Source organism: Chlorobium ferrooxidans DSM 13031, assembly GCF_000168715.1.
GTDB lineage: Bacteria > Bacteroidota > Chlorobiia > Chlorobiales > Chlorobiaceae > Chlorobium > Chlorobium ferrooxidans.
Map to the genome: position 1 here is coordinate 20,143 of NZ_AASE01000006.1, position 20,966 is coordinate 41,108.

The 20,966-nt window shown below is 49.3% G+C and carries 22 protein-coding genes; 3 read left to right on the plus strand and 19 right to left on the minus strand.

From position 1 onward, the window contains the following. Nucleotides 1-77: 77 nt before the first annotated feature. The 13 genes from rpsO to CFERDRAFT_RS04650 all read right to left on the minus strand — a co-directional run bounded on the left by rpsO (nt 78) and on the right by CFERDRAFT_RS04650 (nt 11,969). Nucleotides 78-347 (minus strand): 30S ribosomal protein S15, encoded by a 270-nt coding sequence (gene rpsO, locus CFERDRAFT_RS04590; protein WP_006366052.1) that lies wholly within the window; start codon nt 345-347, stop codon nt 78-80. Between the two features lie 45 nt (nt 348-392). Continuing rightward, a complete protein-coding gene (locus tag CFERDRAFT_RS04595; protein ID WP_006366053.1) occupies nt 393-1,358 on the minus strand; it encodes a bifunctional riboflavin kinase/FAD synthetase in 966 nt (321 codons plus the stop codon). Between the two features lie 17 nt (nt 1,359-1,375). Beyond that, nucleotides 1,376-2,098 (minus strand): tRNA pseudouridine(55) synthase TruB, encoded by a 723-nt coding sequence (truB, locus tag CFERDRAFT_RS04600; protein ID WP_006366054.1) that lies wholly within the window; start codon nt 2,096-2,098, stop codon nt 1,376-1,378. Nucleotides 2,099-2,119: 21 nt separating this feature from the next. Beyond that, a complete protein-coding gene (gene rbfA, locus CFERDRAFT_RS04605) occupies nt 2,120-2,485 on the minus strand; it encodes a 30S ribosome-binding factor RbfA (protein WP_006366055.1) in 366 nt (121 codons plus the stop codon). 18 nt (nt 2,486-2,503) lie between these two features. Next, on the minus strand, nt 2,504-5,209 hold the full coding sequence (gene infB / locus CFERDRAFT_RS04610) for a translation initiation factor IF-2 (protein ID WP_006366056.1): 2,706 nt from the start codon (nt 5,207-5,209) through the stop codon (nt 2,504-2,506). A gap of 65 nt (nt 5,210-5,274) precedes the next feature. Then, the gene (nusA, locus tag CFERDRAFT_RS04615; protein WP_006366057.1) at nt 5,275-6,825 is read right to left on the minus strand and encodes a transcription termination factor NusA; all 1,551 of its coding nucleotides are present in this window, start codon (nt 6,823-6,825) and stop codon (nt 5,275-5,277) included. A gap of 113 nt (nt 6,826-6,938) precedes the next feature. Continuing rightward, complete coding sequence (gene rimP, locus CFERDRAFT_RS04620; protein ID WP_006366058.1) at nt 6,939-7,460, minus strand: ribosome maturation factor RimP; 522 nt, start codon at nt 7,458-7,460, stop codon at nt 6,939-6,941. A gap of 124 nt (nt 7,461-7,584) precedes the next feature. Then, nucleotides 7,585-7,794: a hypothetical protein gene (locus CFERDRAFT_RS04625; protein ID WP_156777996.1), complete on the minus strand. Its 210-nt coding sequence runs from the start codon at nt 7,792-7,794 to the stop codon at nt 7,585-7,587. 131 nt (nt 7,795-7,925) lie between these two features. Further along, nucleotides 7,926-8,180 carry a glutaredoxin family protein gene (locus tag CFERDRAFT_RS04630; RefSeq protein ID WP_006366059.1) on the minus strand — a complete coding sequence of 85 codons (255 nt, stop codon included), beginning with the start codon at nt 8,178-8,180 and terminating at the stop codon, nt 7,926-7,928. Beyond that, nucleotides 8,177-9,466: a histidine--tRNA ligase gene (gene hisS / locus CFERDRAFT_RS04635; protein ID WP_006366060.1), complete on the minus strand. Its 1,290-nt coding sequence runs from the start codon at nt 9,464-9,466 to the stop codon at nt 8,177-8,179. Before hisS ends, CFERDRAFT_RS04630 begins: the two co-directional genes overlap by 4 nt. A gap of 103 nt (nt 9,467-9,569) precedes the next feature. Further along, nucleotides 9,570-10,040, minus strand: coding sequence for a PTS sugar transporter subunit IIA (locus CFERDRAFT_RS04640; protein ID WP_006366061.1), 471 nt, complete (start codon nt 10,038-10,040; stop codon nt 9,570-9,572). Between the two features lie 125 nt (nt 10,041-10,165). Then, entirely contained in the window at nt 10,166-10,987 is an 822-nt protein-coding gene (locus tag CFERDRAFT_RS04645; protein ID WP_006366062.1) for a phosphatidate cytidylyltransferase, read from the minus strand. Nucleotides 10,988-10,997: 10 nt separating this feature from the next. Further along, a complete protein-coding gene (locus CFERDRAFT_RS04650; protein ID WP_006366063.1) occupies nt 10,998-11,969 on the minus strand; it encodes a CPBP family intramembrane glutamic endopeptidase in 972 nt (323 codons plus the stop codon). A gap of 257 nt (nt 11,970-12,226) precedes the next feature. Between CFERDRAFT_RS04650 and CFERDRAFT_RS04655 the strand changes: the two genes are divergently transcribed. The 3 genes from CFERDRAFT_RS04655 to CFERDRAFT_RS04665 all read left to right on the plus strand — a co-directional run bounded on the left by CFERDRAFT_RS04655 (nt 12,227) and on the right by CFERDRAFT_RS04665 (nt 15,439). After that, a complete protein-coding gene (locus tag CFERDRAFT_RS04655) occupies nt 12,227-13,306 on the plus strand; it encodes a glycosyltransferase family 4 protein (protein WP_040433166.1) in 1,080 nt (359 codons plus the stop codon). Between the two features lie 17 nt (nt 13,307-13,323). Next, the gene (locus CFERDRAFT_RS04660; protein WP_006366065.1) at nt 13,324-14,373 is read left to right on the plus strand and encodes a glycosyltransferase family 9 protein; all 1,050 of its coding nucleotides are present in this window, start codon (nt 13,324-13,326) and stop codon (nt 14,371-14,373) included. Nucleotides 14,374-14,461: 88 nt separating this feature from the next. Continuing rightward, on the plus strand, nt 14,462-15,439 hold the full coding sequence (locus CFERDRAFT_RS04665) for a glucosamine inositolphosphorylceramide transferase family protein (protein WP_006366066.1): 978 nt from the start codon (nt 14,462-14,464) through the stop codon (nt 15,437-15,439). Nucleotides 15,440-15,450: 11 nt separating this feature from the next. On the opposite strand, the gene waaF is transcribed toward CFERDRAFT_RS04665, so the two are convergent. The 6 genes from waaF to CFERDRAFT_RS04695 form a co-directional block, all read right to left on the minus strand. Further along, nucleotides 15,451-16,431, minus strand: coding sequence for a lipopolysaccharide heptosyltransferase II (gene waaF / locus CFERDRAFT_RS04670; RefSeq protein ID WP_006366067.1), 981 nt, complete (start codon nt 16,429-16,431; stop codon nt 15,451-15,453). Between the two features lie 57 nt (nt 16,432-16,488). Then, nucleotides 16,489-17,358, minus strand: coding sequence for a glycosyltransferase family protein (locus CFERDRAFT_RS04675; protein ID WP_006366068.1), 870 nt, complete (start codon nt 17,356-17,358; stop codon nt 16,489-16,491). Between the two features lie 2 nt (nt 17,359-17,360). Then, nucleotides 17,361-18,173: a glycosyltransferase family 2 protein gene (locus tag CFERDRAFT_RS12450; RefSeq protein WP_040433170.1), complete on the minus strand. Its 813-nt coding sequence runs from the start codon at nt 18,171-18,173 to the stop codon at nt 17,361-17,363. Continuing rightward, entirely contained in the window at nt 18,145-18,903 is a 759-nt protein-coding gene (locus CFERDRAFT_RS12455) for a glycosyltransferase family 2 protein (protein WP_040433171.1), read from the minus strand. Before CFERDRAFT_RS12455 ends, CFERDRAFT_RS12450 begins: the two co-directional genes overlap by 29 nt. Further along, a complete protein-coding gene (locus CFERDRAFT_RS04690) occupies nt 18,882-19,955 on the minus strand; it encodes a glycosyltransferase family 9 protein (protein ID WP_232209758.1) in 1,074 nt (357 codons plus the stop codon). The genes CFERDRAFT_RS12455 and CFERDRAFT_RS04690 overlap by 22 nt, the downstream gene beginning before the upstream one ends. 72 nt (nt 19,956-20,027) lie before the next feature. Continuing rightward, complete coding sequence (locus tag CFERDRAFT_RS04695) at nt 20,028-20,837, minus strand: glycosyltransferase family protein (RefSeq protein ID WP_006366072.1); 810 nt, start codon at nt 20,835-20,837, stop codon at nt 20,028-20,030. Between the last annotated feature and the right edge of the window lie 129 nt (nt 20,838-20,966).

Sequence of the window (20,966 nt, forward strand, 5' to 3'; positions counted from 1 at the left end):
TCATTCGTTGTTAAAAAGATAACCTGCAGAGCAAAAGCCCTGCAGAGATCGGGCAAAAAGAGTTCGGACCGAACTGCTTACTTGCGGAGATCAAGTTCGGCAATCACCTTACGGTAACGGTCGATATCAACATTCTTTATATAATTCAAAACTTTTTTGCGCTTGCTTACCAGCATAAGCAGCCCACGGCGGGAGTGCTTGTCTTTCGGATGCAGCTGAAGATGGCCGGTAAGATCGGTAATTCTGCGGCTGAACAGTGCCACCTGAACTTCAGATTTCCCGGTATTCTTGTCAGATCCGCCGAACTGCTGGATAACTTCCGCTTTATGCTCTTTTGTGAGACTCATAGCTCTTCATTTGTTATGTTAAATCGATTGACCCGCAATATAATATTATATACTATACAACTCCACCGTTTTTTTATCTTTTTCAAGCTGGTTTTTCAGCTCATCAAGTGACGTAAACTTGCGCTCCTCCCTGATAAAGCGAAAAAGGCTGAACTTCAGAGTACGACCGTAGAGCGTGCCGGAATATCCAAGAATATAGGCTTCGACGGTTGTAATCCCCTCTGAACTGACCGTCGGACGTAAGCCGATATTCATCATGACCTTGAATGAACGACCGTCAAGCTCGGTTCGGGCAAGATAGACCCCGCTCCTGGGCAGCAGCTTGTCCGGATCGGAAAGCTGGAGGTTTACAGTTGGAAAGCCGATCTCCCGTCCCCGCTTGTCACCATCAACAACTACGCCGCTGATCATATAGGGAGAGCCGAGAAACTCATTAGCTTCGGCAATCAGACCGCTTGCAAGGAGTTGGCGGATTCTTGTACTTGAAAAATGCTCATCACCGATCAGCAGTTCATCCAGAACCTCTACATCAAAATCCAGCTCTCCGCCGAGATGCTCAAGCGTCGTGCCGCTTCCGCTCCGGTCACGTCCGAAAGCATGGTCATAACCGATAATGATACTTTTAGCTCCAATAAGGTTGACCAGCACATTGCGGATAAAATCCTCCGAGCTGCGCCGGGCAAAATCCGGCGTAAAACGGACCACAAAAAGCAGATCAACCCCCTCCCTCGAAAGCAGGTTGATTTTTTCCTCCAGTGTGGTAAGCAATCCAAGCGGACCGGTAACAGCGCCCTTGAGCACTCTTCTTGGATGGGGTTCAAAAGTCACCACCACGCTTCGCAACTGACGACTGCGGGCAAGAGCAACAAGCCGGGCAATAATCATCCGGTGACCCTTATGCACTCCGTCAAACGAGCCAATGGTTACCGCTGAACCTACAACAGGAAACTCGACAGGAGAGGCTGTGCCAAAACTACAGACATGATGATTATCATATTCCACAATACGCATACTTCCGTTATCTCCCTTTACAGATCGGGTTGATGGGTGCTTTGAACGATATCCTCGATAGTGTCGGGCAGGGTTCTGGCAGAGCTCAATTGATAGGGACCGATAGCAACTCTCCTCAGGGAGGCCAAATAGCCGCCTGTACCAAGCGCATGGCCGAACTCATGAGCTATAACCCTGATATAGGCTCCCTTGGAGACATGGAGAACAAAATAGACCATCGGGAGGTCAATCCTGGTAATTTCAAAACGATGGATCACAATCTCCTTCGCCTTCCTCTCCCGTATCACCTCACCTTTGCGGGCATGTTCATAAAGTCGTTTGCCCTGGTGCCAGGCAGCCGAATGCATGGGAGGCTGCTGTTGATGAGTCCCGACAAACATTGCAGCCGTATGCCTGATCAGCTCCTCTGAAAGATGATCGGTGCCGCAGTGTCCGTATTCGCTGGTTTCACAATCATGACTCTCCGTCATAACACCAAGCTTGATGGCACCGTCATAAACCTTGTCAAGAATCTCAAGAGTGGAAATCTCCCTGGTTTTCCGGCCGGAGGCGAGGATAAGAAGACCGGTAGCTTTCGGGTCAAGGGTACCGCAATGGCCAACCTTGCGCTTCAGACCGTTTTGGCGGTAGGTATTCCTGATTTTGGCAACCACATCAAACGATGTCCAGTCCAACGGTTTGTCAATCAGGAGAAATGCACCTTCATCCTGAAGCTGCTCCCTGTTTTGCTGTTCATCCATACTCACTGCCTGCAAAAAAGCTTACGCTTCACCGTTTTCAGGGGCGCTTTTACGCACACTGCTCAACAGCTCTTCAATCCTTGTGGCTCGCTCATAGAGATGATCTTCATGGAATTCAAGTTCCGGAATACGCCGGAAGTGGTGGCGGATTCTTGCGGAGAGAATCTTTCTGATACTTTTTGTCTCCTCACGCAGATATGCCATGGCTTCGACCTGTTCTTTGGAGGTCCCGATAATGGATACATATATCCTTGCTATACCGAGATCGGCCGTTACCTTCACATCGACAACCGTGATAATCGGCCCGTTTCGGGGGAGCTCTTTCTGCATAATTGCTCCGAGCTCCTGCTGCAGGAGTGATGCTACTTTCTCAGTACGTATGGACATAACTCAACAATAAGAGGTTCACAATTTCCGTTTTTTCTCCACGATTTTGTAAGCCTCAACTATATCGCCAACCTTGATATCATCGTAATTCTTGAGACTCAGACCACACTCGTATCCGGCGTCCACCTCTTTGACATCATCCTTGAAGCGTTTGAGTGCAGCAAGCTGCCCTTCATAGATCTGCACACCGTCACGAAGCAATCGGACCTTGGAGTCACGGAAAATTTTACCCTCAAGCATATAGCATCCGCCAACGTTACCGATCTTCGGCACTTTAAAGACCTGACGGATTTCAAGGGAGCCGAGACTCTCTTCATGAAGTTCCGGAGAGAGCATACCCTCAAGAGCTTTTTCGACATCTTCAAGAACATGATATATGACGCTGTAGAAGCGAACATCAAGATCTTCCTTTTCCGCAAGCTTCTTGGCATTGACATTAGGACGTACCCTGAAGCCGATAATAATAGCATCTGAAGCCGCAGCAAGAAGAACGTCGGTCTCGGTAATCTGACCGACACCCTGGTGGATAATCTGCACCTTGACCTCTTCATTCTGAATCTTCATGAGTCCGTCAGCAAGAGCCTGTATGGAGCCATCAGTATCAGCCTTGATGATGACACTCAGCTCCTTCATGAGGCCCTCCTTGATCTGGCGGGCAATACTGTCGAGCTTGACACGCGTACTGCGACGGAAATCGTGCTCACGACGAATAACCTGCCGCTTCTGCGCCAGGTCACGCGCCTCCCTGTCAGTTACCATAACCGTCAGAACATCACCGGATTGCGGAAGATCCTCGAATCCGAGCACCATAACGGGCTGTGAAGGCCCGGCAGAGGGAATTCTCTTTCCCCGCTCGTCCATAATGGCCCGAACCTTGCCAAGTGTATTGCCTGCAACAAACGGATCACCAACCTTGAGGAATCCGCGCTGAACGAGAACCGTCGAGATCACACCCTTGCCCTTGTCGAGCTCAGACTCAACAATAATACCGCTTGCCGGAACCTCTGCGGAATAGTTGCCGCGCAGTTCACGCATCTCAGCCTCGGTCAGCACCTTGCCCATAAGCTCTGAAATACCAAGACCTTTCTTGGCAGAGATCTCCTGGCACTGATACTCGCCACCCCACTCTTCAACAAGCACTCCCGCTTCGGAAAGCTGTGTTTTGATCTTCTCGGGGTTAGCTTCAACCTTGTCAATTTTATTAAGGGCAACAACAATCGGGACACCGGCGGCCTTTGCATGATTGATCGCCTCTATGGTCTGGGGCATAACGCTGTCATCTGCAGCTACAACAAGGATAACAATATCGGTAACCTGGGCGCCCCTTGCACGCATGGCGGTAAAGGCTTCATGGCCCGGTGTGTCAAGAAAGGTGATCTTGCGGTTTCCGTCAACCGTAACTTCATAAGCACCGATATGCTGGGTTATTCCGCCGGATTCACCGGCAACAACATTACTGTTTCGGATATAATCGAGCAGTGAGGTCTTGCCGTGATCAACATGTCCCATGATGGTGACAACGGGAGGTCTGGTCTGAAGATCCTCTTCAGCATCCTCCTCGGCAATAACGGCTGTTGCTTCAACTTCAGAGATGAATTCGGCCTCATAGCCAAACTCAAGAGCAATAAGTTCAATAGACTCCTTGTCAAGGCGCTGATTGATGGTGACAAACTTCCCGAGTGCAAAGCACTTCTGGATAATATCCTTTGCCGTAACTCCCATAAGTTCGGCCAGTTCGTGGGGTGAAGCATACTCGGTTACCCTGACAATAAGCTGCTGTGACTCACGCAGAGCGTCAGCCTCCTCCTGTTCGCGCTCCCGATCGATCCGGCGCATCTTGCGGAATTTCTGGCGCGAACCGGTACCACTGCCATCCTCCATACCGCTGATTGTCTTCTGTATATTTGCCGAAATCACCTTGTCATCCACTTCCGGCTTCTTTTTCTTCTTGCCCTTTTTCTTTTTGCCTGCACTCTCATCCAGCACCGATTTCGGCTTTTCGTCCCCGGCAGCTTTCAGCGGTTTTTTTACCACAGCGCCTTTCTCATCAACATGCGCTTCTTCAGTGACTTTCGTCTCAAACTCGTCTTTCAAGGCATCAGCCTGCTCCTTGAAATTCTTTTTCCGGTTTTTCTTGTTCCTGCCGGCCTGCATATCAAGCGTACCAAGTACAGTAAGGCCCCCCATATTCTGCGGACTGTCAAAAGAGACCAGATGTTCGTTGATTGACGGTTCAATCTTTACTGGATCAATAACTGCATCTTCGCCAATAATCGGCAACTGAGACTCAGCATCAGCACTCTCTCCATCGTCAGCAACCGGAGATGGCTGCTCAATAACAGAAGGTGCCGGAAAATCGCCAGGAAGAGCGTGCTCAACATCTTCTTTTTTTGCATCCCGGGTCGTAACGGCCGGAGCTGACTGCGGACTAAGGGTTTCACGCAGCTGCTTCTCTTTTTCATACGTTTTGCGCGACTGCTCCTCAAGTCTTGACAACCGTTTCTCTTTTTCCGCCCTGATTTTTTTGGTCTCATCAACCATTTTCTTTTCAACACTGAAGTGGCTGAAAATCAGGTTATGCATCTCTTCACTTACCATAGAGGATGTAGAGGCCACCTTGCCTCCTTCCTGCTTGACAAAAAGTAAGACTTCCTGCGGACTCAACTGCAGTTCTCTTGCTATATCACTTATTCGATATCTCTTTTCCATGTCCTCAAGGGCCATTACATCCTCCTCTGGATTTAAAAACTCTTTACTCTTTATCCAATGCTGACATCTACAGGGACTACTCAGGATTCATCCGCCACCGGCTCAATTGAATCCTGATTGGCATCGTCATCAAAAAGACCCTGCAAATCCGATTCGGTGAACTGCTCTTTGACGGTTTTATAGATGTTCTCGGCAATCTTTTTCCAGTACCGCTTTTCATCCTCGGTTACTTTTCGCTCTCTCGGTTTTATGCCTGGTCTGCGACCCTGTGGCTGGCCAAAAACCGTTACCTCTTCAGGCTTGGAAGGCCCGAGCAATGCGTTTTCAATCTCTTCAACTCCGGCTTTCAGCACTTTTTTAGCCGTATCAAGACCGCCATCCAGAAGCTGGTAAATCATATCATCACCAAACTCTTCACGGAATTCGATGATATCGATATCGGTCGGATCTTCCATCGACTTGTCGATAACATCACGATACACATCGATCTCATAGCCGGTAAGTTTTTCTGCCAGATGAATATTGTTACCGTTCTTTCCAATGGCATACTTGATCTGGTCCGGTTTGAGCATAACCCGAGCCTTCCTTGTTTTCGGGTCGGCGTGAACCGTCAGCGGATCGATTTTTGCAGGCTGCATCGCACGTGAAATATAGATCTGCGGCTCATCGGTGTAGTAGATCACATCAATGTTCTCGTTGTTCAGCTCCTTGACAATGCTCTGAATACGTTTACCGCGGTACCCGACAGTCGCCCCTACAGGGTCAATCCTGGCACTGGTGGATTCAACAGCAACCTTGGCTCTCTCACCCGGTACTCGTGCAATAGCCTTGATAACAATAAGACCATCCAGAATTTCCGGAACCTCATGTTCAAAAAGCTTGTAGAGGAAACGGTCATCAACTCTTGATACAATAACCTTCATGCCGCCGTCCGCCTTTTCGCGCTCGACCACATTACCGTCATCAAGCTTTGTCTTCACTTTCTCCCGCTCAATGCGTTTGATATAGAGTTTCATCCTCGGAGTTCTGCGGGGATTATCCTTTTTCATCATCTCCGACTTCGGCAGAACAAGCTCAACACGGTGATCTTTTGAGGTGTTATAGGTAAAAATAACCTCATTTGAACGGATCTGATAGACCTCACCGGCAACGACTTCGCCCACCTTCTCAAGGCACTCTTCATAGACTACGAGACGCTCAAGATCCCGGACTTTTTTCTGTACGGACTGCTTGATGATCTGAATGGATTTACGGCTCAGATAATCATCCAGCTTGATAGGACCCTCTTCATAGTAATCGCCGATGTCAAGGGAGTCATCAATTTTCCTCACCTCATCAAGACTGATCTCGATGCTTTCAATGTCCACTTCCTTGACAATCTTTTTCAGAATATAGACTTCAAAATCTCCCCTTTCCGGGTTGATGAAAATGTTGGACTCAACTTCAGGATCGTAATCTTTTCTGAGCTGCTTCTGGATGATATCCTTGAGAAGATCGGCAATATCCATTTTAACAGCCGCACTTTCCGTGCGCTTGTCCAGAAAGATCTTGGACTGCTCGATTTCCCCGAAGGCACTGGCAATCTGTGCTCTTCTGTCCACTCCCTCATCTTTTATCTTTTTTCTGACCATCTCTTTCTTGATTGTGCTTTTTGAAAAGATAACTCCCGCTGATCCCTAAAAACCTTCTGGTCACCGCTATGTATTTGTTGCGAAACCCGATTACTGCGTTGGGCGGTGCCCTGTTATAACTGCGCCAGAGGAACCGCACGGTTTACCTGATCAAGGTAAAGGGTGACTTCCTCTCTGTTTGGCGTACTGCCTTTTTTCCTGTTTTTTTCCGGCATAATCACGATATGCGGCCGGCTCTCTTCCGATAGCGATACCCGCAGAAGACGGCCTTTAAGCTCTCTCTGCACCGCATCCTCATCCGTATAGGTTACCTCCATAATTTTCCCGCAATGCCTTACATACTGACGATGAAGCATGAGTGGCTCGCCAAGCCCCGGAGAAGAGACCGTGATTTCAAAATCCTCCCCAACCAGCGCAAGAAGCTCCTCATCACTCTCAAGCAGCTCCCTGAGCCTTCTGCTCAGCCATGCACACTGATCAATGCGAACACCGCTGTCGTCATCGACAAGTATCTCTATTTTCCTGGCTCTCTGTGGACCTTTCACCTTGAGATCAACAAGGTAGGCCCCCTCTCCTCTGGTGCCTGCAGACCCGTCAATAATTTGGAGAACACTGCTCCTGATGCGCTCTTGCATGATCACCCCGTACAAACCTTTTGGAAAACAAAAAAGTGGGGAACCCCCACTTTCAGATAAGATAATTCTCGCGTCGTCAAATCAAGTGTACTAATGTACAAAAAATCCTTCAACGGCCAAATAGTTACACAACATCCCTCTCCTTGTCCGGTAGATGGCTCTCTATAACCTCATAGTCTGTCTCTTCAATCCGCTTCGGTGAAGCAGAAGAGCCCGAAGAGTTTTCCCGGTGACGGGGGGCACCATAATAAAAAAACAGTCCGCCTCTCAACAGACGCCCCGCCATTCTGAAGAGCAGGTAGAAAACAAGAACAAGCAGAATAAATTTCAGCATTGCAGGAAGCTCCGGTCTGAACAATTAAACTATTGGTAACCGAACAAATTCGGTAGCGAATTGATAAAAGGACATCAGGGACGCCAGGGACAACAACGACAAAGAGAAGATTTTTCTCCACCCCTCTCCTGTCAGAGTGCCAGAAGAGAGCGCAATTTGTTTTCGTTTACCCGGTAGTTGAATACCCTGACACCATCAACACAGATAACCGGTATCTTCAGTCCGAACTCCTCTTGCAGCCCGGGATTGCCGGAAATATCTATTTTCTCAATCTCGAATGGCACTGAAGCACGAACCCGTTCAAGCAGCTCCATAGCCTCATCACACAGACAGCACTCTTTTTTACCATAGAGCGTTACACGGTGGCGAATGTTGCCTGTCATCATTTCTGCAGCTCTCCTGACGCCGTTTCATGAAGAGTCTCAAGCACAGCCTCCAGTGACAGAGTTGTCTGCTCCGAGGTAACAAGATTCTTGAATGCGTAGAGCCCTGTCGTCACTTCGGCACTGCCGATAAAGAGCGCCCAGGACGCCCGCATCCTGTTGGCATCTCTCATCTGGGCCTTCATGCTCCTTGCGGCGAGGTCTATTTCCGTCCTGATTCCGGCCTTGCGCAAACGCCATGCGACCTGCATGCCGTGATCAGCAAGCTCTGCCTGCTGAAGAACAACATAGACGACCGGCCCTTGAGGGGTCAGCGCCGCAAACAGTCCCTGTTTTTCCATGGTCAAAAGCACTCTCTCCATACCTGCGGCAAAACCTGAAGCCGGCACTTCTGAGGAGCTTCCAAGCTCACGGGCAAGGCCATCGTATCGACCTCCTCCCCCTATGGCATCCTGGGCACCAAGCTCTGAACTGGTAACTTCAAAGGCTGTATGGCAGTAATAATCAAGCCCCCGGACAAGACGATGGTCGATCTCATAGGTAATTCCCCGTTCCTGAAGGTAGTAGAGCACCTTTTCAAAATCCTCAACCGAAGCGACTGAGAGGTAGTCATACAACCGTGGAGCACCTGCAACTATTTCCTGAATAGCCGGATTTTTTGAATCAAGAATTCTGAGGGGATTTTTTTCAAGCCGCTCTTTTGAGGAGTCATCAAGCCTGTCGTGAAAGGGAGCAAAATAGGTTTTCAATGCCTCCCGGTAACGAAACCGGTCATCGCTATCGCCAAGCGAATTGATTCTGAGTCTCAGATTGCGTAGACCGAGCGATTCAAAAACCTGCATCATCAACGTGATCACTTCAGCCACTGCTGCCGGCGTTGAAACGCCGAGCAGTTCTGCCCCGAACTGCGAAAACTGGCGCTGACGGCCGGCCTGGGGCCTCTCCTTGCGAAACAGTTCACCGATATAGTAGAGCTTGTGAACCGGGGCAGCTGAGAGTATGTTTTTCTGTAGTGCCGCCCTCATTACTCCGGCGGTCATCTCCGGACGAAGCGTAATGGAACGCCCGTTCGGATCCGGCAGAAAAGAGAACATCTCTTTTCCGACAATATCCGTTGTCGAACCGATACCTCTCTGGAACAGCTCGGTATATTCAAAAACAGGAGTCCTTATTTCGCTGAACCCGTAAAGAGATGCGACCGTATGAATAACTCCTTCAACATATTTCCATTGAGCGGACTCTTCCGGGAAAATATCCCTTGCGCCCTTTACTGCCTGATACTGCGGCATAGCTTTGATAATCCTCTGATAGTAAAAATGTTATGGACATAAGACATGAGTCGGGTATGCCCAACCTGTATATAGTTTATTGACCATTCAAGGGGCGATCCCGTTAAATCTGGGGCAGATCCTTCTCCTCTGCTCTGAAAAGCTCAAGAACCTCGGATGGCGATCTGGCAAGAAGAAGGTTCCTTCGAACTTCCTCACGACCGGCAAGCCTTGTAATCCGACCAAGCAACTTCAGATGTTCAGCAAGCATCTCTGCCGGAGTGGCAAGAAGAAAAACAATCTGAACAGGCTCATTGTCAATCGAATCGAAATTAATCTCACGCTTAAGCGTTGCCAATGCCAGAACCGGCTCTGTAACCGCACTGGTTTTGGCATGGGGAAGGGCTATTTGTTTACCGATACCGGTAGACATCTCCTCTTCACGCCGGACAACATCCTCCCGCAGCTTATTAATATCCGTCACTCCGGTATGAGTGGCCGCAATAGAGAGCATTTTTTCAATCACCTGGCGTTTTGTTGCCAGTTCAAGATTCAGAACTATATATTTTTCGGAAAGAAGACCTTCAATTTTCATTATGACAATCTCTTGCGGTTAATACGCTTATACAGGGGGAAACACACGAGAGCTGATCACCCGTTTAACGGGTAATATAAAACATTTATAATCCATACCGCATGTTGCTCCGGCTGGCAGCAGGCTCAGAGGTAAAACGCTATAAAATAAAGAAATGGCGACACAAACATGATGGTATCAAACCGGTCAAGCACCCCCCCGTGTCCCGGTATCAGACCGGATGAATCTTTGACTCCGGCATCCCGTTTGAACATGGACTCAACAAGATCCCCTGCCGGACTGGCAAACCCGATCAGCAATCCCGTCATCAGCGCAGTATTCAATGGCAACGATGGGAAAAAGTTACCGTATATCAGTGCCGCCGATACACTGCCCGCCAGACCGAACAGAAATCCCTCCCAGGTTTTATGCGGGCTCAGACGTTCAAACAGTTTGCGGTGAATAAATTTCCCGCCGAGGGTGCTTCCGCCGAAATAAGCAAAAATATCAGCCGCCCAGACACAGAGAAAAAGAAGATAGACCATGGCAACGCCACTTCCCTCCGGAGCATCAAGACGCAGCCGTAAAAGAGCGCCGAAGGTAAGGTTAACATAGAGCAGGCCGGGGAAAACCGAGCCGAGATTGAGCAGCGGTGAACCCTCCTTCGAAAACAGTTCGAGCACGAAAAGAAAGAGCACAACCGCAAGCAGCAGCTCCCATACCTCAACAAGATGAAACGCAAAATCAAGCTGAAAGAGCAGTGTTATCAGCACTGCCAGCCACAGGGGAGGAGGAGAAGCCTTGTGGGCTGCAAGATGATGAAACTCATAGACCGCAAGCAGTGCGAGCAGTGAAAAAAAGCCGGAAAACCAAACCCCGCCAACATTGATCAGCCAGAGCAGAAAAGGGATACCGGCAACAGCCACCACTACCCGCTGCAATAAATTTATCGTTAAGAGTTTAGACATAGATCATGGTTTAAACATCTGACCGGTATTTTTCTCCACCCTCTTCCGCAATTGAAGACAAGAGCGGAAAAAACCGGCGAATCACCAGAGCAAACAGAGACAAGCTCCCGGCAACAACAACCCACCACCATACACTCTGGAGAAGCGGTATCTGAGCGGGTACGTTCAGAGAAAATCCGCTCTCCGCCGCATAAAGCATGAGGAGAGCGGCGAGATTGTTTGCTAAATGTGCAGCAAAAGGCACCATCAGGCTGCCTGAAGCGCTGTAGACATACCCAATATACCACCCCAGAAACGCAAGAGGAAGAAGATTCGCCGGACTCAGATGAAAGAATGCAAAAACCACTCCGGTGAGCAAAACAGCTTTGGCCGATGACATCGAGCGGGTATAATTCTGCTGGATATATCCCCTGAAAAAGAGCTCTTCACACACCGCAGGAGTAAGAGCAAAAACAAACACAACCGAAAAGAGCTCCGGTGTCGAACGCACAACCGCAAGTGCCTTGATAAAAGAGTCCATCATATCCCGCTGGCTGACAACAGCTGAACCCGCAGCGCCAAGAGCCGGCCACAGATAAAGATCCTGAAGTGCCGTGATGGTAAATAACGCCGGCTGAAGAAGGAAAATACCCGCAACTGCCGGGAAAACACTGCCGGAGTGCGGACGCATCCCGACCCCCAAAAAGGCAAGGCTTCGCCCGGAAAACGCATTTCTGCTGCCGGTATGCCAGACGGCAAGCAGGATAACCGGAATGGCAAGAACAAGAATCTGACCGGCAATCTGAATCAGGCGCATGAGGGGAATCATGGTGCTCACCGAATGCATCAGGGAGAGCGCATCAAGGCGCTCACCATTGATCAGCCAGAACAGAAGCTCTCCGGTAAGAGAGTAGAGCACCATCAGAACAGCCAGAATAAGGGTATTGACCAGAAAAGAGGGGCGCTGTGCTGTAAATGAGTCTGGAGAGGAAAATATCCGCATTGATTATCTGTTACAATGAAACTCCTGAAATTTGATACTTTATCATCCTGAACACCCTGAATTCAGACCTTATGAACAGATAGGTATTGGCGAGAGAAAAAACAAGCGGAAACCATAACTCTCTATTGAAAGCGTACCCTGCTGGCAGAAAAAACAGCATCCGCAGTTGTTCCAATACCTTGCCAGCAAGCTGTCAATAAACGATAAAACCGGGTTTATCCATTTTCAGAATTTCTCGTCAATAAGAGCAGCCACAGATGAATCTTATGATATTTGATGCCACACCCCACTGGTCTGGCGGCGCAAACAGAATTCTGCTCTTCAGCCGGGAACTGCAAATGCGGGGTCACAAGGTCGCGGTATGCTGTTTACCCGGAAGCGGCCTTTCACTCCGGCTCCCCGGGGAGAACATTCCGGTTTTCACGATCGACCCGAAATCAGATATAAACCTGTTCGTTATCCCGGAGCTTATCCGGATTATAAAAGAGAACCATATTGATCTCATCGAGATCTGCTCTCCAAAATTTTACTGGGTCGCATCCCTTGCCGCAAAAATAGCCAGCACAAAAGTAATCCTGACCCGTAATGTACCCTACCGGAAAACCGGATTAAAAAAACAGATCAATAAACTCCTCTACTCCAGACTTATCGACAGAATCATTGCTGTTTCTGACAAGATAAAACGTGAGCTTGTTTCAGATTTCTCAATCCCCGCAGATAAAATCACGGTAATTTATGACGGTATCGAATTGAGCCGGTTCGACAGTAATGCAACCTCATCGCAAAAGGAGAGGGTTTCGCAATACGTGGTTGCCATCATAAGCCGACTGGACGAAAACAAGGGAGTGGAATGCTTTATGGCAGCAATCCCGGAAATAGTGAAAAAAATCGGTTCAATCCGTTTTTTGATTGTTGGAACAGGAAGTATCGAAAAAAAGTTGAAGGCGTTCACAACACAAAGAGATCTTGAGGAGAAGGTGCTCTTCACCGGATTCAGAACAGATATTCCGGAGATACTCGCCGGAGTGGACATGACCGTTATGCCCTCGCCCGAAGAGGGTATGTCGATGAGTGCACTTGAATCCATGGCGGCGGGCAGACCGGTTGTTGCCACATCCGGAAGCGGACTCGTAGATGTGATTGTCAACAACCAGTCCGGTATCATTGTTAAACCCGGCAGCAGTCAGGCACTTGCTGAAGGGGTAACAAGAGTGCTGCAATCTGACTATCGTAAGATGGGAAAAGCTGCACGCATGACCGTGGAAGAGAAGTTTGACCTGCAAAAAGTAGTTGACCAGTACGAACTGCTGGCTGCTGGATTAATAGAAAGCATATAATCGTCTACACTGGGAGTATGAAATCGAAAAAAAAGGATCATCGGGTATTTCGTCAGCACTTTGCAAAGAGCCTCCAATTCGTTGGAAAGCGACCTGAGAACATCCCGCCTTTTCAGGAAACACCCGAAAGCATCGTTATTCTCGCACGGGAGTGCTATGGAGACTGTATTCTGCTGACACCCCTGATCGGCACCCTGCGAAGGGAGTTTCCTGAACTCGCAATCCATGTCATTGCCTTCAGTCAGATTATTTTCAATTTCTTCAGTGCCGATAAAAATGTCACGGCGGTTTATCATGCAAAAAGAAACATGCCGCGATACTATAAAGGGATTCTTTCAAAAAAATTTGATCTGCTTTTCAATCCAAAGGATCACCCGTCATTCCATTTTCTGATACAGTCGGTTCTTGTCCGCGCCCGCAGCAAGGTAAGCCACTTCAGCCCCAGTCATGAAGGTCTGTTCGACCACCTTATCAGTATGGAGCCCAACACCCATGAGTCACTGAAAAACCTTGCTCTGCTGAATTTCCTCGGGACAAAAACGTTAAAACCGCCATGCAGACCGTATCTGCCGGTGATGCCGGTATCGCATGAAACGGAAGCCTTCCTGAAGAGTCTTGAGCCCGGAAAATACATAGGTATTAATATCAGTGCGGGGCATATTGGCGGACACCGTACGTTGCAGCAATGGTCGGAACTCGTTCAGGCCTTCCCTGACGAACAGTTTATAATCTTTTCAACGCCTCAGGACCTTGAAGAGAAAAGAGCACTTGAAAAGCCGCATACCAATATCATTGAATCTCCGTCAACCCGTAACATCTATGAGGTAGGCGAAATCGTCAGGAAGCTCAGGCTCCTCATCACTCCAGACACCTCCCTTGTTCATATTGCTGCCTGCTCCGATACGCCGCTGATAGCACTCTACAGGGAGTATCTCGCTGATCGAACACAGTTCGGACCTTTGAGCACCATACAGAAGGTTATCATATCACAGACACCTGATATCATTGATATCGATCCTGCCGAACTCTCTTCGGCACTCCGGGAGATGCTCAAAAAACTCTCATAACCGGTGGTGTTACGATCACCGGAGATAACGTGGCTGCCGGGCCATTGCATGCAGCACTCACTTTCAGCAACCATGTATATAAATCGTTATGACGACAAGCTTCTTGCTGATCATCCTGCCAGCCATTACGATTTTGCTGATCGTCACTGCCCGCTTTAGAAAGCATTACAAAAAAAAGATTCTCAGGCGCAGCAGGGAAACCTGGGCAATCGGCATCTATGAAGGGCACTCTCCCGTTGAACTTCACCCGCCGACAGGCATTACAAATCCTGTGCTTACCGCAAAAGATATCACCGATATCTCGGCCCGCTTTGTTGCTGACCCGTTCATGATAAAAACAGAGAGCGGCTACCACCTTTTCTTTGAAGTATTGAACAAGAAAAGAAACAGGGGAGAGATAGCTTATGCATTCAGTAAAAACGGCATAGCGTGGATGTATTGCCAGGTTGTTCTCCGAGAGCGTTTTCACCTCTCCTATCCCTATCTCTTCATGGCAGAGGAAAACTATTACATGATCCCTGAATGTATGGGCTCAGGGGGCATTCAACTCTACCGTGCAGTTCATTTTCCTGACCAGTGGCAGCATCTGACAACACTTGTCCAGGGCAAAGACCGCTTTGCAGCCCTGGTTGACCCCTCAGTTATTCACTATCGGAATCGCTGGTATCTTTTCAGTTATTCCCTTAAATCAAAAAACCTCCACCTCTTCACTTCTGAAACCATTACCGGTCCATGGAAAGAACATCCGAAAAGCCCTGTAGTGTGCAACAGTCCGAATTTTGCCCGTCCCGGAGGAAGAGTAACGCTTTATAATGACGTCATCTATCGATATGCACAGGATGAGATTCCGAACTACGGCACAAAAGTGTGGGCGTTCCGGATAACTGAACTCACAGAAAACACCTACAGTGAAGAGCTGGCAAGGGAGAAGCCGGTGATACAGCCCGGCGATGAATGGTGGAACAGAGATGGTATGCATACCGTTGACCCCTTTCAGAGAGAGAACGGAGAGTGGTTTGCGCTGGTGGATGGATTCTCAATCGATCGGCAGCAACCGAAGCAATGAGCAGCTCTCCCTCAATGGCAGGCCTCTTGAGTGGCTGATTGTTCAGGTAAACCGCACAATTTCTCCATTGCCGCCGCTACAGCTTCCGGAGTAATGTTTGCAAGACATCGATAGTGGTGATACTTGCAGGTTCTCTGAAAACAGGGGGCGCATGGTTCAGGATAGTTCATGACTATGCTTTGTTTCCCGAGAGGGCCTGTCCACACCGGGCTTGTGGAACCGAAAAGGCCGATGACCGGAGTTCCGATATAACCGGCAAGATGCATCAGCCCGGAATCGTTCGAGACCACTCCGCGAGCGACGGACATGATCGCAGCAACCTCCTTCAGCGAAGTCCTTCCGGTAAGGTCCGTAACCCGGCCGGGCGCCATGCCTGCAATCTCCTCTGCCGACTGCCGGTCTTCTTTCATTCCAAGCACGACAATATTAAAGCGCGCATGCAGCTTTGCAAGTTCAGGAAAGTGAGGCCATTTCTTGGCCGGCCCGTATGCCGCACCGGGACAGTAGACAATTGAACCGGCGTGACTCCTGCCTGGCTCAACCTTTACACCCTTCCACTCTTCAGGGGGATGATATGGCATATCAAGAATGGCGGCATATTCTCTGGTAATATGAATCAGCTTGTTGTCACTGAACTCTTCGGAGACCGGATCGGTCAAAAGAAAACGCCTCATCTCTTCCGGCAGGCCGCGCCTGAGCGGCACCCCTGTCTTCATAGCAAACCATGCCGAAGAAAATGAAAAAGGGATGAGGTAGAAGGCGTGAAACCCCCCGTTGCGCACAGCATTCAGCGTACGCTTGCGCTCTTCGGCACTGCTCCGGAGATACTCAATCCGGGGCAGATCGCAGAGCTCTCCTACCAGGCCGCTCATCTGAGGCGGCACCAGAAGCGTGGTCTCTGATCGACGGCTTTCGGGCAGTCTCATGACCAGTGAAAGGGCCAGGAGCATATCTCCAATCCAGTTCGGCAGAAGGACAATGGAAGGGTTCATAATGGCACTGCAAATGATGGAGAAACTGTTTGCTGTGAATGCCGTCGGCAGTGATGGTCACTCACGGGTTACTGGATCAAAATGTTTTTTACTCAATTCCATCCCGAACCAGCGTTCAAGATGGAGCATGAATCGGTGTTTTTTCTCCCGCCGGGTCAATATATGGCCGGGATTGGCCCGAAAAAGGCCCTCCTCTTTCGGAAGCCATGCACGAATAACTGCAGGATGGGAGCCCCTGAACTCGCGGACAATCTTCTGGTCAATCTCACCATAATCGATCCGGCTATGGTTTTTATTCCAGTACTTCTGAACGTTTTCCGATTTCCTGTTCATCGCCTCCTCGCTCCGGACCCATCCGTAGTGATAGATCGAGGCCCCGGTATGGGCACTCTTCGGATAGCGTGAAACCTTGTTATTGTCGGTAAGCACATGCCAGAAAAGCCCGTCAGGAGCTGTCGTTCTTATGGAGTTTCTGATGATTCTGGCAGCACGGCGGTACCAGCCGGGTGAATCGAGATAACTGTTCGCATTGCCATAGAAATGATAATAGTCGAAGGTGAGAGCCTCGATTCGCTCATCATCCAGATGGGTCCGGCATGCATCGACAATTTTTGTCAGCTCCTCTTCATGAACAATTTCATCGCCCTCAAGATAGAAGGCCCAGTCGCCTGTACAGTTGAACTGTGCAATCATTTTCTGCTGACCGTAGACATAGCCGCCAACCTTCATCCTGTCATTCCAGTGCGACTGGATGATCCGTATCTTCGGATCATTGATCTGCCGGATTCGATCAAGGGTGTCATCATCACTAACACCGACGTTGACAACAAACTCATCAACAATCGGCAGCACGGAACGAATTGATTCCGTGTAGGGAAAACCGAAGATGGTTCCGTTTTTGATAAAGGTAAAGGCGCTGATTTTCATAATTATCTCTTTGCCAGGTATTTATCGATGCCATTCGGGCAGGTGGCGAGCCTGCCGACGACAGCCTGTTCAAGTAAACGATCATTTTCAGAGAGCAGGTGCTTCGGGTTCTCCGGATGCCAGAGATGCGATGCAATGGCGCTGAACCTGACATTTCGGCGGAGAATGCCGCTGTTGATGAGCCGGGCGGCAAATTCACTGTCCTCGCGTCCCCATCCGATAAAATCCTCATTGAATCCGTTGATGCGGATGCAGTCGTTTCTGAAAAACGACATATTACAGCTTCGTATACCGCTCAGGGAGCTGCTTTTCAAGGCAAGAAGCTTTGAAAGCAGCGGTAAGTGCAGAACATTTTTTCGGTTTTCGAGCCCCTTTTCGAAGAGGGCGACGGTGATATTCTTCGTAACGAGCCGATTCAGGGTATTCTCCTTCGAAAGCAGCGCTCTTGATCCCTGAATGAACGTACCCTTGAGCGCCAGCCGTTTATGGTCCCTGATGAAATCGCGATGCATAAGTATATCTCCGTCAACGATCACGATGTAATTGCCCTTTGCCGCAGCAATCGCCCTGTTCCTCGAAGAGGCGGCCCGGAACCCCAGGTCTTCCTGCCAGAGGTGAACCATCGGCACTCTCGAACGAACCCTGTGAGTTTCAATGAGCAGTGCGGTATCGCTTGTACTGCCGTCGTCGGCAACAAGAATTTCAGAGGGCGGCTCGGACTGCGCAAGTGCACTCCGGATGGCAAGATCCAGCAGATCAGGTGAGTTGTAGGTAGTAATAACCAGACTACAGGCTGTGAGATCTGTCGGCTTCATAGAGCTTGATGTATTTGTAAAAAACCCCGTTCGCATTTGAAATCGAGATCAGAAGCCCCTCGTAACCGTAAAGCCACCCTTTCTTGAACAGGTAGGACTTGAAAAAGGTGAGTACTCCGTAGAAGAGCGCCTTGAAGGGGGAGGCTTTTTTCCGACCACGATGCTCCTCAGCCCAGAGCGTGGAGTAGTGCTGCATTTTATGGATAAGCTGCGCAGCATTGTCGTAGGGATAATGGTTCAGCCTTCCTTCCAGAAGCTCTGTCTGAAGCGTCTCATCCATCCTGAGTCCTTCATGAACCAGCTTGTCGTCGTACCGGGTACGCTTCCTGTTGAAAAGCCGCTGGACCTGATCGTTCTGCCAGCCGCAGCCACAAATCAGCCTTCGGCGGTAATGGTTATCACGCCCCACAGCATAGATGCGGCTGCTGTCCAGCTTGAGACTCAAAATCTCGGCCGACAGTTCCGGAGTAACAATTTCATCGCTGTCAACTGAAAGTATCCAGTCGTTGGCGGCCTTGTCAATCGCAATGTTCTTCATCGGGCCAAACCCGGTGAAGGGGTGCTCGAAGAGTCGGACGTTCCTGAAGCGTGAAGCGACAGCAATCGTATCATCGGTCGATCCGTTGTCGACAATGACAACTTCCGCAAACATTTCAAGCGCACCGAGGCACTCGGCAAGCAAGGCTGCGGAATTCCTGGTAAGGATCGTTACCGAAATGTTGTTAGCCAATGGTCGATTTCGTTAGTGATGAGAACGGGATCGATTTGGTAAAGGCATTCACTGACGCCATGCCGGTCGTCGCACCCCGCCCTGCCGCAGGAGACGCAGGGCATGTCAGCCTGAAATATGGTAATGTTGCCATAAGTCTGCACAGGCCTGTTCAGCCTGGTTCCGGTGTGGAGCTCGTTGCACCAGGGAGACCACATGCCTGGAATTGTCGGACCGAAAATGGCAAAAATACGTTTGTTCTGCGAAGCAGCAATGTGCATGTTCAGCGTATCGGCTCCAATATAAGCAAGGGATCGGTCACTCAGCGCAATCAATTCATCCATACTTGTCCTGCCGATAAAATCATGAACATTTTCAAGCTTCGGCAGTGTTCCTTTTATCTCAAGGTCAAGCAGGCTTTTGCCGCCGGTGACAACTATCGGTATGCCGAAACTGTTCAGGCGTTCAAACAGAGTGTTTCTGAGCCGCTCGGGGTATACCTTGTAGTTATACTGTGCACCGGGATGAACAATAAGAAATTCGCCAATACCGGCCCCTTCCAGCATCTGCCTGACACGTTCGTCAGCCTGCGGGGAGTGGCAGGAGCTCACGGTCGGCTTGCCGGAACCAATGCCCAGAAGGTCAAGAGCGGTGGTATTGTTCTCAATGATGTGCCGGGACGCATCAAACTCGTAATGGGCCGAAAGAAAGAGGCGCTTCCACCAGGATTTTTTCCGGTCAGGCTCCACTGCGCTTATGGCTCTTCGTCCGGAAAGCAGAGCAAAGAGAACTGAACGGTCGCTTGCCGTCAGATTGATACTCAGGTCATAGCGGCGGAAAATCCTTTTCAGCAGATCAGCTGTCTGGGAACCCCTCCCCTTTCCCTCTGTACTGTAGGAGAAGAGATGTATCTGCTGGATATGCGGAAGCGTCCCGGCTATGGCAAGCGTGTCGCTGTTGACCAGCAGATCGATGCCCGGGCGGCCAAAAGTACGGAAAAGTACCTCAATCAGCGGGGAACTCAGAAAGACATCGCCGTTGGAGCGTTGTACAATAACAAGTATGCGTTTCAAATTGCAGTCATGCATGGGCATGCTTGAATATGACGATGAAGCAGAGGAGCCTTATCTTAACTATGGCAATGCTCAACAAATTGATTGATACCCGATCTGTAATATTTCAACAATTTTTTTCACGACAAAATCATTAGAACAATAAGCAGGCAGATCTATATGCGAAGAATCCTCAAAATGATTTCTACAGCCTAAAACATTAGCCGGATCGCCTTTTTGACTGTTTTTCGAGATCTCTGCTATATGCTCGGTAAAATAGACACATCGCGTTCCAAGACCCGCCGCAACCCATAACAATCCCCCTTCAGGACCGACAAAGAGGTCTGAATGACATATCAGGGAGGCGTCACGAACCAGTGAAACATTTTTCCCTTTTTTACTGTCCATTTCTTGACTCAAGCCAACCCAGTGTATATCAGCGATATGCGACAGTGCAGCAACCAGAGCATCAACATCCCTTCCATATGCCCTTTTATAGGTATCCCTCGCCATCGCTATGACAGGAAAGGTCCCGGAAGAGTTTATTTTTGTCATGGCCATCTGTGCTGCTGAAAGCTTAAGAGTATACTCCCTCACAGGTTCACACCCCGCAATCCTCCTGATTTCCGAAGTAAATGGTTCTTTATAACTCCAACTTTTCGGTTCCCGTATCACTACATCATAATATGCCCCAAAAAGCGGCCGCGAAATCTTGTAGGTCAAAAAACGACCGTAGAGCCTGGTAACAAATCGCCTGTCATTGTCGAAAATAGGTTTCAACTGTGGCCATCGAATAAAAAAGGTTGTCTCATAACCTTTCTCGCAAAGGGATGATGCTGCTGCCGAGCACGCAATCGTATCACCTAGCCATCCCCTGCTGACCACCGCAGCTTTTTTTCTCATAGGACCCAAGAATCCCCGCAGCCTGGCTGCGGTCTATTAATTCATGTTTGACTGATATTTTTTCCGAAGCAGAGCTTCGGAGTATTCGCCCATGGTGAGTATACAGACCTTACCTTTCAAGCAAACCGA